Source organism: Streptomyces sp. NPDC005202 (genome assembly GCF_040608235.1).
GTDB lineage: Bacteria > Actinomycetota > Actinomycetes > Streptomycetales > Streptomycetaceae > Streptomyces.
Map to the genome: position 1 here is coordinate 299,610 of NZ_JBEXHW010000003.1, position 16,489 is coordinate 316,098.

General features: G+C 72.1%; 11 protein-coding genes and 5 pseudogenes. 11 read left to right on the forward strand and 5 right to left on the reverse strand.

What is annotated here, in order from left to right; genetic code table 11:
• Positions 1 to 10 precede the first annotated feature (10 nt).
• The gene (locus ABZV31_RS08065) at positions 11 to 202 is read left to right on the forward strand and encodes a DUF2795 domain-containing protein (RefSeq protein WP_355889716.1); all 192 of its coding nucleotides are present in this window, start codon (positions 11 to 13) and stop codon (positions 200 to 202) included.
• A 67-nt stretch (positions 203 to 269) separates the two neighbouring features.
• Here ABZV31_RS08065 and ABZV31_RS08070 read toward each other — a convergent pair whose 3' ends face one another.
• Complete coding sequence (locus ABZV31_RS08070; RefSeq protein WP_355889719.1) at positions 270 to 2,057, reverse strand: serine hydrolase; 1,788 nt, start codon at positions 2,055 to 2,057, stop codon at positions 270 to 272.
• 166 nt (positions 2,058 to 2,223) lie between these two features.
• Here ABZV31_RS08070 and ABZV31_RS08075 point away from each other — a divergent pair, with 166 nt between their 5' ends.
• A complete protein-coding gene (locus tag ABZV31_RS08075; protein WP_355890088.1) occupies positions 2,224 to 3,639 on the forward strand; it encodes an AMP-binding protein in 1,416 nt (471 codons plus the stop codon).
• Positions 3,640 to 3,691: 52 nt separating this feature from the next.
• On the opposite strand, the gene ABZV31_RS08080 is transcribed toward ABZV31_RS08075, so the two are convergent.
• Positions 3,692 to 6,088, reverse strand: a complete 2,397-nt coding sequence (locus tag ABZV31_RS08080) for a penicillin acylase family protein (RefSeq protein WP_355889722.1) — start codon at positions 6,086 to 6,088, stop codon at positions 3,692 to 3,694.
• A gap of 110 nt (positions 6,089 to 6,198) precedes the next feature.
• The gene (locus ABZV31_RS08085) at positions 6,199 to 6,525 is read right to left on the reverse strand and encodes a hypothetical protein (RefSeq protein ID WP_355889724.1); all 327 of its coding nucleotides are present in this window, start codon (positions 6,523 to 6,525) and stop codon (positions 6,199 to 6,201) included.
• Positions 6,526 to 6,573: 48 nt separating this feature from the next.
• Between ABZV31_RS08085 and ABZV31_RS08090 the strand changes: the two genes are divergently transcribed.
• Positions 6,574 to 8,073, forward strand: a complete 1,500-nt coding sequence (locus tag ABZV31_RS08090) for an acyl-CoA synthetase (protein WP_355889727.1) — start codon at positions 6,574 to 6,576, stop codon at positions 8,071 to 8,073.
• 744 nt (positions 8,074 to 8,817) lie between these two features.
• Positions 8,818 to 9,384, forward strand: coding sequence for a GNAT family N-acetyltransferase (locus ABZV31_RS08095; RefSeq protein ID WP_355889730.1), 567 nt, complete (start codon positions 8,818 to 8,820; stop codon positions 9,382 to 9,384).
• Between the two features lie 48 nt (positions 9,385 to 9,432).
• Here ABZV31_RS08095 and paaK read toward each other — a convergent pair whose 3' ends face one another.
• Positions 9,433 to 10,725: a phenylacetate--CoA ligase PaaK gene (gene paaK / locus ABZV31_RS08100; protein WP_355889733.1), complete on the reverse strand. Its 1,293-nt coding sequence runs from the start codon at positions 10,723 to 10,725 to the stop codon at positions 9,433 to 9,435.
• A gap of 336 nt (positions 10,726 to 11,061) precedes the next feature.
• On the opposite strand from paaK, the pseudogene ABZV31_RS08105 reads away from it, so the two are divergent.
• From ABZV31_RS08105 to ABZV31_RS08115, 3 genes and pseudogenes are all read left to right on the forward strand, one after another.
• Positions 11,062 to 11,277, forward strand: a pseudogene (locus ABZV31_RS08105) (alpha/beta fold hydrolase); the annotation flags it as partial.
• A gap of 130 nt (positions 11,278 to 11,407) precedes the next feature.
• A complete protein-coding gene (locus ABZV31_RS08110) occupies positions 11,408 to 11,827 on the forward strand; it encodes an alpha/beta hydrolase (RefSeq protein WP_355890091.1) in 420 nt (139 codons plus the stop codon).
• Between the two features lie 38 nt (positions 11,828 to 11,865).
• Positions 11,866 to 12,646: pseudogene (locus ABZV31_RS08115) on the forward strand (alpha/beta hydrolase).
• On the opposite strand, the pseudogene ABZV31_RS08120 reads toward ABZV31_RS08115, so the two are convergent.
• Positions 12,604 to 14,072, reverse strand: a pseudogene (locus ABZV31_RS08120) (AMP-binding protein). The pseudogenes ABZV31_RS08115 and ABZV31_RS08120 overlap by 43 nt on opposite strands.
• A 195-nt stretch (positions 14,073 to 14,267) precedes the next feature.
• Here ABZV31_RS08120 and ABZV31_RS08125 point away from each other — a divergent pair.
• From ABZV31_RS08125 to ABZV31_RS08140, 4 genes and pseudogenes are all read left to right on the forward strand, one after another.
• Positions 14,268 to 14,825 (forward strand): annotated as a pseudogene (locus ABZV31_RS08125) (enoyl-CoA hydratase-related protein); the annotation flags it as partial.
• A 1-nt stretch (position 14,826) separates the two neighbouring features.
• Positions 14,827 to 14,937 (forward strand): annotated as a pseudogene (locus tag ABZV31_RS08130) (lipid-transfer protein); the annotation flags it as partial.
• The gene (locus ABZV31_RS08135; RefSeq protein WP_355890093.1) at positions 14,934 to 16,100 is read left to right on the forward strand and encodes a thiolase domain-containing protein; all 1,167 of its coding nucleotides are present in this window, start codon (positions 14,934 to 14,936) and stop codon (positions 16,098 to 16,100) included. The pseudogene ABZV31_RS08130 and the gene ABZV31_RS08135, both read left to right, overlap by 4 nt.
• An 84-nt stretch (positions 16,101 to 16,184) precedes the next feature.
• The gene (locus ABZV31_RS08140; RefSeq protein WP_355889735.1) at positions 16,185 to 16,427 is read left to right on the forward strand and encodes a DUF397 domain-containing protein; all 243 of its coding nucleotides are present in this window, start codon (positions 16,185 to 16,187) and stop codon (positions 16,425 to 16,427) included.
• Positions 16,428 to 16,489: the final 62 nt, after the last annotated feature.

The window sequence follows — 16,489 nt, forward strand, 5'->3', positions numbered from 1 at the left end:
GGAGGCTCCCATGGCCGACCTCAGCCCGATCGACCTGCAGAAGGCCCTCAGCGGCATGGACTACCCGACGGACAAGCAGCACCTGGTGGAGCGCGCTCGCAGGAACAAGGCCGACGACAGGATTGTCAGCCGTCTCGACGGCCTGAAGCAGGACCACTTCGACGGACCGAACGAGGTGCAGAAGGCCGTCTTCAACCCGTGACGGCACCCACTCCCGTCCGCCGGCCCGCCGTCCCCGCCGGGGAGCGGGCCGACGGCGCGACCGCACCCTAGTTCCCGGAGGCCGTCCACCCCGTCGCCTCGATGCGCGCCGCGTCGGCCGGTCGTGCCTCGTCGAACACGACGTCGCCTGCCGCCTCGACGCGCAGGGCGTCGATGTACGCCCCGCGGCCCACGTACAGGCGGTCCGTGGTGTACCGCCAGCGCAGGGCCAGCTGCCGGGCCGCCGGGAGGTCGGCCGCGAGACCGTGCCAGACGCGGCCCGAGAAGCCGGTGGCCGTGCCCGCCGGGTGCCCCTGCGGGTCCTCGCCCCGGGGCGTCGTCGTGAACGGCACCGGCTGCCAGGTGCTGCCGCCGTCCGTCGTGCACTCGAGGACCAGCACGTCCGACTGCGGCTCGGTGTCCCACCACACCGCGCACCGCAGTCGCGCCCGGCCGGACGAGGTGTCGAGCCCGGGAAGGGCGAGGGTCGCCGTCGTGGCGCTCGCCATGCCGGAGAACCAGGCGGTACGGCCCCGGACCGGGCGTACCGGCACGGCGCGCGCCAGGTTGTTGCCGGCGGCGACCCGGGGAGCGGAGCCGGAACGCCAGCTGCGGACCGGATGCACGGAGTTGCCGAGGACGATCAGGAAGGAGTCGGTCGTCGGATCGAGGACCAGCGAGGTGCCCGTGAAGCCGGTGTGCCCGGCCGTGCGCGGGGTGGCCATCGCGCCCATGTACCAGTGCTGGTAGAGCTCGAAGCCGAGGCCGTGCTCGTCGCCGGGGAAGGCGGTGTTGAAGTCGGTGAACATCAGCTCCACCGACTCCGGCTCCAGGATGCGCGCCCGCCCGTAGGCGCCGCCGTTGAGCAGCGTGCGGCCCAGCACGGCGAGGTCCCACGCGCAGGAGAACACCCCCGCGTGGCCCGCGACGCCGCCGAGGCTGAAGGCGTTCTCGTCGTGCACCTCGCCCCACACGAGCCCCCGGTCCAGCCCGGACCAGGGTTTGCGGGCGTCCTCGGTGGCCGCGATCTTCGGCTTCCAGGAGGCGGGCGGGTTGTAGCGGGTGCGGCCGAGGCCGAGCGGGCCGGTGATCTCCTCGCTCAGCAGTGTGTCCAGCGTCCGGCCCGTGATCTTCTCGAGCACGAGCTGCAGGGAGATCAGGTTCAGGTCCGAGTAGAGATACGCGGTGCCGGGCGGGTTCAGCGGCGCCTCGTTCCAGATGAGCTGCAGTTTCTCCTCGTGGGTCGGTGCGTTGTACAGCGGGATCCAGGCGCGGAAGCCCGAGGTGTGCGTGAGCAGCTGACGGATCGTGATGTCCTGTTTGCCCGCACGCCCGAAGTCCGGGAGGTACGACGCGACCGTCCCCTCCAGCTCCAGCGCGCCCCGCTCCATCTGCTGCACGGCCAGGATCGAGGTGAACAGCTTGGAGACGGAGGCCAGGTCGAAGACGGTGTCCTGGGCCATCGGGATCTGCCGGTCGGGCGGGAACTCGATGCCGGTGTCGGTCTTCTCGTCGTACGCGGAGTAGCGCACCGCCATGCCGATCGGCTCGTGCAGCGCCACGGTGCCGCCGCGACCGGCGAGCAGCACGGCGCCCGCGTACCAGGGGTGTTTGGGGGAGGGGCCGAGGAACGCCTCGGCGTCGGTGACGAGTTGGCGCAGGTGGGCGGGGAGCAGACCGGCGCGCTCGGCAGGGCCGTGCCGCAGGGTGGTGGGACGGGCCGATGCCGTGGTCGCGGCGGCCGGACCGGCAGGGAGGTCGGCGAGGGCGAGTGCTCCCGCCAAAGCCAAAGAGGCCCTGCCCAGTTGACGGCGAGTCAGTCCGTCCGCTCCTCTGCTCGCTGCGTCGTCCGTCATGCGTGAGGCCTCCCGTCACACCGCCTGAAAGTATCTTTCGTGGCTTGCCGTGCGGGGTGAAACTTTCGTGTCAGACGTGGGGGCGTGTCAACGGGGTGTGCGCATTAAAGGAAATCTGACGGAGTATCAGAAATGGATCAGAAATGGTTTTCCGTCGTCCGGAGGACTGCGGCATCCTGCGCCCAAGCAGACGGAGCTGAGCAAGAAACTGGGAGTCGAGCTCGCCGTCTTCGGCTTCACGCCGTTCCCCGCCGTCGCCGCGGCCCTCAGCCGGGCCGGCGGCTTCGGGGTGCTCGGCGCGGTCCGCTACACCGCTCCCGACGACCTCAGGCGCGACCTGGACTGGATCGAGGCGCACGCCGACGGCCGGCCGTACGGCCTGGACGTCGTCATGCCCGCGAAGAAGGTCGAGGCCCCGGAAAATCAGACACTGACCGAGGCGGACGTCGAGGCGATGATCCCCGAGGGGCACCGGCAGTTCGTCCAGGACACCCTCGCCAAGTACGGCGTGCCCCAACTCCCTGAGGGAGAGGCGTCCGGCTGGCGCATCACCGGCTGGATGGAGCAGGTCGCCCGCACCCAGCTCGACGTCGCCTTCGACTACCCGATCAAACTGCTCGCCAACGCCCTCGGCTCCCCGCCCGCCGACGTCGTGGCGCGCGCCCATGACCGGGGCCTGCGGGTCGCCGCGCTGGCGGGCAGCGCCCGGCACGCCCGCAAACACAAGGACGCGGGCATCGACCCGCAGGAGATGCTCCGCCTCATCGACGCCCACAGGTGCACCCACACCCACATGGTCCCGACCCAGTTCCACCGCCTCCTCGCTTTCCTCGACGAAGTGAAGGCGCGCCACGACGTCTCCTCCATGCGGCACGCCCTCCACGGCGCCGCCCCCTGCCCCGACCACGTGAAACGGGCCATGATCGACTGGTGGGGCGACTGCGTGGAGGAGTACTACGCCGCCAGCGAGGGCGGCGGAGCCTTCGCCACCGCCGAGGACTGGCTGAAGAAACCCGGAACGGTCGGCAAGGCCTGGCCTATCAGCGAACTGGCGATCTTCGACGACGACGGCAACCGGCTGCCACCCGGCGAACTCGGCACCGTCTACATGAAGATGAGCACCGGCGGCTTCTCCTACCACAAGGACGAGGCGAAGACGAGGAAGAACCGCATCGGTGACTTCTTCACCGTCGGCGACCTCGGCCACCTCGACGAGGACGGCTACCTCTTCCTGCGCGACCGCAAGATCGACATGATCATCTCGGGTGGGGTCAACATCTACCCCGCCGAGATCGAGTCCGTCCTGCTCGCCCACCCCGCCGTCGCCGACGCCGCGGTCTTCGGCGTCCCGCACGACGACTGGGGCGAGGAGGTCAAGGCCGTCGTCGAACCGGCCCCCGGCCACGAGGCGGGCCCGGCCCTCGCCGCCGCGCTCCTCGGCCACTGCGCCGGCCGACTCGCCGGCTACAAGCGGCCCAGGAGCGTCGACTTCGTCGCCGAGATGCCCCGCGACCCCAACGGCAAGCTGTACAAGCGACGGCTGCGGGACCCGTACTGGGCAGGCCGCGCACGTCCGGTGTGACCCTGACACGAAGGGTGTGGTCCCGCCCGCCGGAGGGCGGGACCACACGCACTCAGCGCTCGGAGACCCGCACCACCCTCAGCGCGGGCGAGGACAGGATGTCCTTCTCGCAGAAGCGGAACGTCACCCACCGCTCCTTCGAGAACAGGCGGGTCTGGTCGCTGTAGTGGGGCGAGGCCGGGTTCGAGGACTGGGAGTACGTCAGCAGCGTCCGGGCGGCCGGGCAGCGGCTGCCGTCCCAGCCGACCGCCTGGATGTAGCTGGAGCCCGTCGTCACCTCCGTGTACCCGGCGCGCGCCGGGTCCCAGACCGGCTCGACCTTGTTCCACACGCCCAGGGACTCGGTGCCGCCCGGAACGGGGATGCGCTGCCCGTTCCGGGCGACGAACTGGTGCTCCCCGAGCCGGGAGTCCAGCGGGATGCTCGCGGCGCGCAGCTCGGCGACCGTGTCCGCGAGGGCCGTGGCGAAGCCGGGCACGTCCGTGTCGAGCGTGTTCGGGGTGCGGACGGGGTCCGTGGCCGAGAAGGGCACCTTCCACAGCTGGGACGCGGGAAGCCTGCGCCACAGCCGGTCGAAGAGCAGCGCGCCCCGGCTGTCGGTGTGCACCGAGCGGTCCCACCGCGCGAGCACCCGGCAGGCCTCGCTCACGTCAACGGCCGTGCCGTCGCTCCCGGTTGCCGTGCCGCCCGGCAGTGCGCCGCACGCCTTCGCCGCGTCGCCCGCGGCCAGGTCGCCCGCGGGCACCCGGTTGGCGAACTGCTGCCGCTGCAGGTCCCGCACGGTCAGCCCGCCCCGCCGCGCCAGGGCGGCCACGTCCTCGAGCGCGCCCCGCGTCCGCAGGGTGCGCTGGGTGCCGATCGTGCCGAAGATCCGCTCGTATCCCGTCAGCGGCCGGTCCGCGTTGGCCAGCCAGGCGCTGTCGTTGGAGTTCTCGGCGTACGGCGCGTCCTTCAGGACCGGCATCTTCGCCGGCCCGAAGATCCCCGGCTGCACGGCGTCGGGATCGCTGCCGAGCGCGCAGTCGCCGCGCGAGCCGTCGAGGATCGCCAGGCCGGACGCCGGATATGTGGCCCTGCCGAGTGCCGTGGAGCAGCGCTGCGCCAGCTCGCCGGTGATGCGGGGGAGTACCTGCGACTGGGTGAACAGCGAATGCCCGGCCGCGTCGGCGGCGATGGTGTTCACCCACGGCAGCCCCTGGGTGCGCCGCAGCGAGGCGAGCACGTCGCCCGTGCCGCGGGCCCTGCTGAAGCCGAGAGCCGTGTCGGAGGCACGCAGGTTGGCGGCGTTGGGGTCGTTCAGCGCGTACGCCGTGGTGGTCGTCCAGGGCAGCGGCAGCGAGGCGCCGAGCGAGGTGACCACCGGGCCGTACCGGGTCCACCACTGCGTGCGGGTCACCGACGTCCCGTCCTGCGCCGCGACGGTGACGGTCCGCCGCGTCATCCGCTCCGGTGTGCCGTCGACCAGGTACACCGTCGGATCGGCCGGATCCAGCGTCAACTGGTGGAGGTTCATGGGCACGCCCGTCGCGACGGTGTGGCTCCACGCCACGTAGGCGTTGTGGCCTATGGACACCGTCGCCGAGCCGAGCAGTGATGCACCCGCCACGTCGAGCCTGCCCGGGATGGTCTGCTGCAACTGCCAGAAGCGGCGGCCGCCCTGCCAGGGGTAGTGCGGGTTGCCGAGCAGCAGACCGCGGCCGTTGGCCGTCGTGGCGCCGCTGAAGGCGACCGCGTTGGAGCCCATGTCGGCGGTGTCGGCGGCGAACAGCGCGCGGGCGGCCCGGGCGGTCCGCGAAGCGTCGGGTGCGGCCGTCGACGAGGTGACCGTCGGCGGCTGCGCGGCCGTGATGCCGTCCACGGCCCGGCCCTGGCCGCCGAGCGCGGCGAGCGCATAGGCCCGGGCGGCCACGTCCACGGCGGTGACCGGACGCACCCAGGCGGCGTCCCGGCACGCCGGGTCGGTGATCCGGTGCTGTCGCAGCCAGGCGTTGTAACCGGACGCGAAGCCCCGCAGGAGGTCCTTGACCTCGCGGCTCGGGCCGAGCGGCGCCGACTCGGCGAGCAGCTTCTCCACGGTGCCGGCCTCCCGCACCCCGCGGAAGTACAGGTCGCTGGAGAGGTTCGTGGTGGCGGAGGAGAGCGAGAAGTCGGGCGCCGCGCCTGCTCCGAAGAAGCGCGAGCGTTCACCGCGCACGGTCGCGAAGCCGTCGGCGAGCGTGCACACCTGGTCGGCGGCCTGCGCCCAGCCGGTGCCGAAACCGAGGTCCGCGTAGTCCTTAGCGACGATGTGCGGAATGCCGTACTCGGTGTAGCGGATCACGGCGCTCAGACCGCCGTGGGACGGGTGTTCCTGACGGTCCTGCTGCTGTGCGGCGGCTGCCGGCAGGGCGGTCGCGCCCGTGACCAGGGCCACGGCCGCGACGACGAGCCGTCTGAAGCGGGTACGCATCGTGCCTCCCAACGGCATTGGGGGAAGGAGCGGTTGAGCGTACCAGCCGGTATGTGGCCCGTCGGGGCAGGGAGTTGACCTTGTGCGGCAGAGACGGCGGCGCGCCGGACTCAGTCCCGCTCCTCGCCGACCGCGGCCGCGTAGGCGAGCAGTGTGTCGACGAACATCCGCTGCTGGTCCGGCGTCAGAGGAGCCGGCGCCGTGCGCCAGTCGGCGGCGCCCGGGGCGAGCCAGGCCGTGATCGCCGGTTCGTGGTCGGGTGCGATGGCGATGATGTACTCGGCGAGGGTGTCCGCGAGCAGACCGTCGTCACGATCGCCGACGTCCCGGACGGCCGCAGCGGAGTGGCCGGCGCGGTGGCGTGAGGCCGGCGCGGTGGCGTGAGGCCGGCGTGCGGGCCGGGGCCATGTGTTCCGGCCCGCGGCCTGCCCGCGCACCGCACACGACTTGACCTCCCCCCCACGGCGAACCGAGGATCGTGTGTCATGACGCCCGGACACGGCAGCACGGTTGACGGGGTGCTGCGGCGCAGCGCCCGGCGGACCCCGGCGCGGGTCGCCGTCGAGTACGGCGAGCGCTCGTGGACGTACGAGGAACTCGACGACGCCGTCTCCCGCGCGGCGAGCGTTCTGCTGGACCAGGGCCTCGCTCCCGGCGACCGGGTCGGCGCCTTCGGCCACAACTCGGACGCCTACCTCATCGGTTTCCTTGCCTGTGCCCGCGCGGGCCTCGTGCACGTGCCGGTCAACCAGAACCTCACCGGCGACGACCTCGCCTACCTCGTCGGCCAGTCCGGCAGCGCGCTCGTGCTCGCCGACCCGGACCTCGCCGGTCACCTGCCCGACGGCGTACGGACGTTGCCGCTGCGCGGCTCCGGCGACTCGCTGCTGTCCCGGCTCGCGGCCGCACCGCCGTACGACGGTCCCGAGCCGCGCGGCGAGGACCTGGTGCAGCTGCTCTACACCTCGGGCACGACCGCACTGCCCAAGGGCGCGATGATGACCCACCGGGCCCTGATCCACGAGTACCTGAGCGCGATCGCCGCCCTCGACCTGAGCGCGGGCGACCGGCCCGTCCACTCGCTGCCGCTCTACCACTCGGCGCAGATGCACGTCTTCCTGCTGCCGTACCTCGCCGTCGGCGCGACGAACGTCATCCTCGACGCGCCCGACGGCGACCGGCTGTTCGACCTGATCGAGGCGGGGCGCGCGGACAGCCTGTTCGCGCCGCCCACGGTGTGGATCGGCCTGGCCAACCGCCCCGACTTCGCCACCCGCGACCTCGACGGGCTGCGCAAGGCGTACTACGGGGCGTCGATCATGCCGGTGCCCGTCCTGGAACGCCTGCGCGCCCGCCTGCCGCAGCTGGCTTTCTACAACTGCTTCGGACAGAGCGAGATCGGCCCGCTGGCCATGGTCCTCGGGCCCGACGAGCACAAGGGCCGGCTGGACTCCTGCGGCCGGCCGGTGCTGTTCGTGGACGCCCGGGTGGTCGACGAGGACGGCAAGGACGTGCCCGACGGCACGCCCGGCGAAATCGTCTACCGTTCCCCGCAGTTGTGCGAGGGCTACTGGGACAAGCCCGAGGAGACGGACGAGGCCTTCCGCGACGGCTGGTTCCACTCCGGCGACCTCGCGGTGCGCGACGCGCACGGCTACTTCACCGTCGTCGACCGGGTGAAGGACGTCATCAACTCCGGTGGTGTACTGGTCGCTTCGCGCCAGGTCGAGGACGCGCTGTACACGCATCCCCAAGTCGCCGAGGTGGCGGTCGTCGGCCTCCCCGACGACCGGTGGATCGAGGCCGTCACGGCGTTCGTCGTCCCGCGCGGCGAGGTCACCGAGGCCGACCTGGTCGCCCACGCCCGCGAGAAGCTCGCCCACTACAAGGCGCCCAAGCGGGTGGTGTTCGTGGACCAACTCCCGCGCAACGCCAGCGGCAAGATCCTCAAGCGGGAGCTGAGGGACCGATTCGGCGGAAAATAGCGCCGCACGTGCCGGCCACCCCGGCCGGACGTCTCCACGGGCGGTGCTGACGGCCGCGGCAAGGCGCGAGCGAGCCCACCATCGAGGAGATGCGCATGCACCAGCCGGCCACACGGTCCGAAGCCGAGCGGCGACGCCTGATCGACGACGTCCTCGGCGCCGTCTCCGACGGTCCCCACGGCGGCCCCGGCCGTGCCGCGGTCCGGCGCTCCATGACCCCCGAGCCGCCCGGCAGCCCCACGGAGGAACAGGTCGCAGCATGGGTCGAGCCGGCCGGACCGTCCCCGGACCCGGACTTCCGTGCCAGTGGGCGCGGCCTGGCCGACGACCACGTGGCCGGCCTGCCCGACGGCGCCTGTGTGCCGCCACGCCCGGATGTCGTCGCGCTCGCCCGCGAAGTCGTGCAGGCGGCCGTGACCTCCGGCATCAGCCCCGGATCGCCGCAGGCCGAGCCCGTCGTCGCGACGCTCACCGCACGGTGTGCGCACGGCCACGGCCGCCCCGACGACGCCGCGCCGCACGGGTGGTTGCTGCACCCTCTGCAGGCCGCGAGCGACCCGCGCAGGGACCGCTGCGTCCACCTCCTCCCGCTGATCGACGGCCGGCCGGCCCCGGAGCCCCCGGCACCGGTGATCGACTGCTGCGTCACGGCTGTGCGCACCCGGGCGGCGCGGTCCGTCATGGCTGTGCGCACCCGGGCGGCGCGGTCCGTCATGGCTGTGCACCCGGGCGGCGCGGTCCGTCATGGCTGTGCACCCGGGCGGCGCGGTCCGGGACGCCACGCCGCCAGCCCCTTCCCTCCTCCTGCGTCCGTGGAGCCCCGCGGACGCCGTCGACCTGGCCGAGCTGTACCGGGACCCCGCCCTGCGCCGATGGACGAGTTCGGCCGTGGACGACGAGGCGAGCGCGGCACGGTGGATTCGGGATCAGCGACGCGGATGGGAGGCCGGGGATCGCTTCGGATTTGCCGTCGTGGAAACGCAGGCTCCGGGGAGTGAGGGGTCGTTGGTGGGTCACGCGGTCCTCAAGAACGTCACGCCCGGCGCCCCGTCCGCCGAGGTCGGCTACTGGACCGCGGCGCAGGCGCGCGGCCGGGCGGTGGCGCCCCGAGCGCTTCAGGCGTTGACCGACTGGGCCTTCACCACCTTCGCCGGAGAAGGCCTGAGGCGCCTCGAGCTCCTGCACCAAGTGGACAACACGGCGTCGTGCCGCGTCGCGCAGAAGTGCCGGTACGAACCGATCAGGCTCCTCCCCGCGGCACCACCGGCATACCCCCTGGACGGCCACCTGCACCGGGAACACAGCCCCTGATCCAGCCGGTGGCCGGCCGGTGCGGGGGCCGGTTGCGCCGGCTTCGGGTCAGGACCGCAGGTCCACGATCCGCCGGATCTTGCCCACCGACCGCTCCAGCGACTCCGGCTCGACGATCTCCACCGCGACCGACACCCCGATGCCGTCCTTCACCGCCGCCGCGATCGTCTGTGCCGCGGCCTCCCGCACCTCGGGGCCGGCGTCGGGGCGGGCCTCGGCCCGCACGGTGAGGGCGTCGAGGCGGCCCTCGCGGGTCAGGCGCAGCTGGAAGTGGGGTGCGACGCCCGGCGTGCGCAGGACGATCTCCTCGATCTGCGTGGGGAAGAGGTTCACCCCGCGCAGGATCACCATGTCGTCGCTGCGGCCGGTGATCTTCTCCATCCGCCGGAAGACGCGCGCCGTGCCCGGCAGCAGCCGCGTCAGGTCCCGTGTCCGGTAGCGGATCACCGGCATGGCCTCCTTGGTGAGTGAGGTGAACACCAGCTCTCCCTCCTCGCCCTCCGGCAGCACCTGGCCGGTGATCGGATCGACGACCTCCGGGAAGAAGTGGTCCTCCCAGATGTGCAGGCCGTCCTTGGTCTCCACGCACTCCTGCGCGACGCCCGGCCCCATCACCTCCGACAGCCCGTAGATGTCGACGGCGTCGATCGCGAACCGCTCCTCGATCTCGCGCCGCATCTCCTGCGTCCACGGCTCCGCCCCGAAGACGCCGACGCGCAGAGAGGTGCCGCGCGGGTCGACGCCCTGCCGTTCGAACTCGTCGAGGAGGGTGAGCATGTACGACGGCGTCACCATGATGATCTGTGGTCCCAAATCCTGGATCAGCTGCACCTGGCGGGCCGTCATGCCGCCGGAGGCGGGGACGACCGTACAGCCCAGCCGTTCGGCGCCGTAGTGGGCGCCCAGGCCGCCGGTGAACAGCCCGTATCCGTACGCCACGTGCACCGTGTCACCGGGCCGCCCGCCCGCCGCGCGGAGGGAACGGGCCACCATGTCCGCCCACGTGGACAGGTCCCCGTCCGTGTAGCCGACGACCGTGGGGCGCCCGGTGGTGCCGCTGGAGGCGTGGATGCGGCGGATGCGGTCCCGGGGCACGGCGAACATCCCGTACGGATAGTTCTCGCGCAGGTCTGCCTTGGTGGTGAAGGGGAAGAGGGCCAGATCGGCGAGCGAACGACAGTCCTCCGGACGCACCCCGGCCTTGTCGAAGGACTTCCGGTAGAAGGGCACGTTCTCGTAGGCGTGCCGCAGCGAGGCCCGCAGCCGCTCCAGCTGCAGCGCCCGCAGCCCCTCCGCGTCGAGCCGTTCTCCCGAGTCCAGCAGCTCCGTCACATCCGCCATCGGGACTCTCCCTCACCAAAAACCATGTCAATCCGGACGACCGATCATTCGGTCGAGGTGCTGGGGATCAGTAATCCAGGCCATCCGGCCGCAGGCAAGACTCCGGCGACCACTTTTCTCGGTGACTTGGGCGACCGCTTTGTCGCAGCGGCGCCGCGCACCATGGGCTGCCGTGGACCTCTGCCATCACCCTTCGAGGAAGAAACCCCTTGGCAGCCGTCGCCGTCGGCCGACAGGATCGACGTCGTGCCGACCTTCACCGCCCCCGACGGGACCGCTCTCGCCTACCACGTCCGTGGCGAGGGGGAGCCGCTCGTCGTCCTGCCCGGAGGGCCGATGCGGGCCTGCGCCTACCTCGGTGACCTGGGGGGTCTGAGCGCCCACCGCCGGATGTTCCTGCTCGACCTGCGCGGCACCGGCGACTCGGCCGTGCCGGCGGACCCCGCGACGGACCGCTGCGACCGGCTGGTGGACGACGTGGAGGCGCTGCGCGTCCACCTGGGGCTGAAGCGGATCGACGTGCTCGCGCACTCGGCGGGTGGGAGCCTGGCGATGCTGTACGCGGCCCGGTACCCGGACCGGGTGGCACGGCTGGCGCTGATCACCCCACCCCGTGGGCCCTGGGCATGCCGGCATCGGCCGAGGACCGGCTGGCTGCGGCGCGGCTGCGCAAGGACGAGCCGTGGTTCGAGGGGGCGTTCCCCGCGTTCGAGGCCTGGCTTTCGGGCACCGGAGACTTCGATCCGGGGCTCGCCCCCTTCTTCTACGGGCGCTGGGACGCGGCGGCCGAGGAGCACGACGCGGGTGCGGACCACCAGTTCAACGACGAGGCCGCCGACGTCTACGGCTTGGAGGGCGCCTACGACCCGCCCGCGACCCGCTGTCCCGGTTCCCCGCCCCGGTGCTCGTGCTGGCCGGTGAGGTCGACGGGGGCCCGCGCCCCGAGCTCGCGCGCCGCGCCGCCGAGGTGTTCCCGAACGCCGAGTGCGCCGTCCAGCCCGGCGCCGGGCACTACCCGTGGCTGGACGATCCGGAGTGGTTCGTACGCCGTGTTCTCGCGTTCCTCGACCCCGACGAGGTCTCTCTGCCGTCGGCAGAATAGCGGCGTGACCCGGTGGCCCTGCGGCCACGGTGCCCGGCATGGACACCGAACCGCGGACCGTCGAGGCGGGCGGCATCACCCTCGCCTACCGCACCTGGGGCCCCGAGGACGCGCCGCCCGTCCTCCTGCTGCACTGCCGGGGCGCCGACGGCGCGGACTGGACCCCGATCGCCGAACGGCTGGCCGCCGGTCCGCGCCCGCGCCGGGTCCTCGCCCCGGACCTGCGGAGGCACGGACGCAGCGACTGGCCCGGCACCGCGCCCGGGGCGGGCCCGGAGGTGTACGCGTATGAGGCGATGCGCGACGACATCCGCGCCTTCCTGACCGCGCTCGGCATCGACCGCGCCGACGTCGTGGGGCACTCGCTGGGCGGCGCGGTCGCCTACCTGCATCGCGCAGCAGGCGCCCGGCGTCGTACGACGGCTCGTCCTGGAAAACGTCCCCGCGCCGGTCCCGCTGGATCCGCCCCGGCCGCCTGCCGAACGGCCCGCGCAGGAGCTGCCGTTCGACTGGGCCATGGTGCGGGCCACCGACGAGCAGGAACGCTTCCGACCCGACCCGGCGTGGTGGGACCGCATGGGCCGGATCACCATGCCCACGCTGCTCGTCGGGGGCGGCCCGAGCAGCCCGATCCCACAGGACCAGATCTCCGCGCTCGCCGACCTGATCCCCGACGCCCGCCTGGTGACCGTCGACGCGGGGCACCTGGTGCACGAGACGCGGCCGGAGGAGTTCCTGGCGGTGGTGGAGCCCTTCCTGGCGGGCCGAGCGGCGCCTCAGCGGTCCGCGGCCACCGCCACCTCCCGCGCCCACCGGTAGTCCGCCTTGCCGCTCGGCGAGCGCCGGATGCACTCGGTGATCACCAGTTGGCGCGGGATCTTGTAGCCGGCCAGGTGGGTGCGGCAGTGCATCTGGATGTCCTCCAGGGACGGGCGTGCGGCGCCCTTGCGCAGCTGCACCACGGCCGCCACGTGGTTGCCCCACGTCGCGTCCGGCACCCCGCCACCAGCGCGTCGTACACGTCCGGATGGGACTTGAGCGCCTGCTCGACCTCCTCCGGGCACACCTTCTCGCCGCCGGTGTTGATGCACTGCGAGCCCCGGCCCAGGACGGTGACCACGCCCTCCTCGTCGACGGTCGCCATGTCGCCGAGCAGCACCCAGCGTTCGCCGTCCTTCTCGAAGAACGTCTCGGCGGTCTTGCCCGGGGTCGTTGTAGTAGCCGAGCGGCACATGGCCGCACTGCGCGATCCGGCCCGCCTCGCCGGGCGCAACCGGCTCGTGGGTGGCAGGATCGACCACCTGCGTACGGGAGTTGACGCGGATCCGGAAGCCGCGCTCGGGGCCCGAGTCCTCCGTCGCCGTGCCGTTGAAGCCGGATTCCGAGGAGCCGAAGTTGTTGAGCAGCATCGCGTTCGGGACGAGCGCCCCGAACTGCTGCCGCACCGTCTCCGACATGATCGCGCCGGACGACGACACGCTGAACAGCGACGAGCAGTCCGTGTCCTTCAGCGGGCCGTTCAGGGCGTCGATCAGCGGCCGCAGCATCGCGTCGCCCACCAGCGACACGCTGGTGACCCTCTCCTGCTCGACGGTCCGCAGCACCTCCGCGGGCACGAACTTGCGGTGCAGCACGACCCGCTGCCCGAAGTTGAAGCCGATGAACGCCGTGAGGGTGGAGGTGCCGTGCATCAGGGGGAGTGGGGAAGAAGGTGATTCCGGCGCCGCCCGCCGCGACGCGCTCGGCGGGAACCCCCGCCCGGGTGAGCCCGCGGCCTCGGCGTCCGTGAAGGCGACGGCGGGCACGTGCGGCGCCTCCGGTGCCGGGATGCCGGCCCGCACCAGGTGCCGCAGCTTCTCCGCCCGGGGCAGGGCCGCCGCCACCCGGTCCGTGAACTCGGCGTCGAAGACCAGCGCCACCAGGTCGGCGTCCCGGTAGAGGTACGCCAACTCCCCTTCCATGTAACGGTAGTTGACACGTTGACCGGAACGATCCGCGCCTTCAGGCAGCCCAGCACCGTCTGCAGGTACTCGACGCCGTTGTAGAGGTGCAGCCCGAGGTGCTCGCCGGGGCGTATGCCGCTGTCGATCAGGTGGTGGGCGACGCGGTTCGCGGCCGCGTCCAGTTCGGCGTACGTCAGTCGGCGCTCCGCGCCCGTGCCGGGGTGGTCGATGTACACGAGCGCCTCGCGGTCCGGGACGACGTCGACGACCGATTCGAACAGGTCGGCAAGGTTGTACTCCACCGCTCCTCCTGACCCCGGGCGTACCTGGCATCCGTCGGTTCGCCGGTCATCAGAGCAAAGGGTGCCGCACCTGTGAAAGGGTGGCGCACCTGTAAAGGGGCCGCGCAGCAGAAATCTGACTGTCTGTCAGAAAACTCTTGAAGTGCCTCCCCGGCTCCTGCAACCTGTTCTCGTTCCTGCAGACGGGAGACCGCAATGGGTGGGACGGAACACTTCACCGTGCAGCGCGAAGGCGCCACACTGGTGCTCACGCTCAACAGGCCCGAGGCCAAGAACGCACTCTCGCTCGCGATGCTCGTCGGCCTGTACGACGGCTGGGTGGAGGCCGACGAGGACGACGCGATCCGCTCGATCGTGCTCACCGGCGCCGGCGGCGCGTTCTGCGCGGGAATGGACCTGAAGGCCCTGGCCGGGAAGGGCATGGAGGGACAGCAGTACCGCGACCGGCTCAAGGCCGATGGGAACCTGCACTGGAAGGCGATGCTGCGCCACCACCGCTGTCGCAAGCTGGTGATCGCCGCCGTCGAGGGCCACTGCGTCGCGGGTGGCACCGAGATCCTCCAGGGCACCGACATCCGGATCGCGGGCGAGTCCGCGACCTTCGGCCTGTTCGAGGTCAGGCGCGGCCTGTTCCCGATCGGCGGATCCACCGTCCGGCTGCAACGCCAGGTTCCGTGCACGCACGCCCTGGAGATGCTGCTCACGGGCCGCCCGTACAGCGCCCGCGAGGCCGCGGACATCGGCCTGATCGGCCGCCGCCGCCCGCATCCACCGGGGCGCCTCCGACCGCGCGCTCGCCCACGCCACGTCCGGCCCCTGTCTGCAACAGAACCTGGTCGCCGTACTCGAAGGGGATCCCCGATGAGCAAGGAGCCCGTGGCCGTCGTAGGCATCGGCCAGACCAAGCACGTGGCGGCGCGCCGGGACGTGTCGATCGCGGGCCTCGTCCGGGAAGCAGCCCACCGCGCTCTCGACGACGCCGAGCTGACGTGGGCCGACATCGAGGCCGTCGTCATCGGCAAGGCGCCCGACTTCTTCGAGGGCGTGATGATGCCGGAGCTGTACCTGGCCGACGCCCTCGGCGCGGTCGGCAAGCCGATGCTCCGGGTGCACACGGCCGGCTCGGTCGGCGGATCCACGGCGCTCGTCGCCGCCAACCTCGTCGCCGCCCGTGTCCACGGCACGGTGCTGACCCTGGCCTTCGAGAAGCAGTCCGAGTCGAACGCCATGTGGGGCCTGTCCCTGCCGATCCCCTTCCAGCAGCCCCTGCTCGCGGGTGCGGGCGGCTTCTTCGCCCCGCACGTGCGCGCGTACATGCGGCGCAGCGGAGCACCCGACACGGTCGGCTCCCTGGTCGCCTACAAGGACCGGCGCAACGCTCTGAAGAATCCTTACGCCCATCTCCACGAACACGACATCACCCTGGAGAAGGTCCAGGCCTCGCCGATGCTGTGGGACCCGATCCGCTACTCGGAGACCTGCCCGTCCTCCGACGGCGCCTGCGCCATGGTCCTCACCGACCGCGCCGGGGCGGCCCGCGCGCCCCGGCCGCCCGCCTGGATGCACGGCGGCGCCATGCGCAGTGAGCCCACGCTCTTCGCCGGCAAGGACTTCGTCTCGCCGCAGGCCGGCAAGGACTGCGCCGCCGACGTCTACCGGCAGGCCCGGATCGCCGACCCGCGCCGGGACATCGACGCGGTCGAGATGTACGTGCCGTTCTCCTGGTACGAGCCCATGTGGCTGGAGAACCTCGGCTTCGCCGAGGCGGGCGCGGGCTGGAAGCTCACCGAGTCGGGGGTGACCGAGCTGGACGGCGACCTGCCCGTCAACATGTCGGGCGGGGTCCTGTCGGCCAATCCGATCGGCGCCTCCGGCATGATCCGCTTCGCGGATGCGGCCCTCCAGGTGCGCGGACAGGCCGGAGAACACCAGGTGGAGGGGGCCAGGAGGGTCCTCGGGCACGCCTACGGCGGCGGGTCCCAGTTCTTCTCCATGTGGCTCGTGGGGGCCGATCGCCCCGACGAGTGAAAGGTCCCCCCTGCGTGCCCTGTCGGCGGTCGGATGCCATCGCTAGGCTGACCCGCGGACGACGCAATCGGGAGGAGCACGGACGTGGCCGAGAGCACCATCCAGCAGCAGCCGCTCGCGGGCTGGGACAAGCCGGAGCTGGACCTCAGCAACGCCCAGTGGCAGTCCAGCAGCCGTGGCCTGGGGGATGTCCAGATCGCCTTTGTCGAGGGATTCATCGCGATGCGCAACAGCGGCCGCCCCGAAAGTCCCTCCCTGATCTTCACCCCCGCGGAGTGGGGCGCGTTCGTGTCGGGGGCGCGGGAGGGAGAGTTCGACCTCACGTGACGGCACGCGGGCCCGGTCCCGCGTGAGCCGGCCCGCCGGAGCTGAACCGGCAGACCGATCCG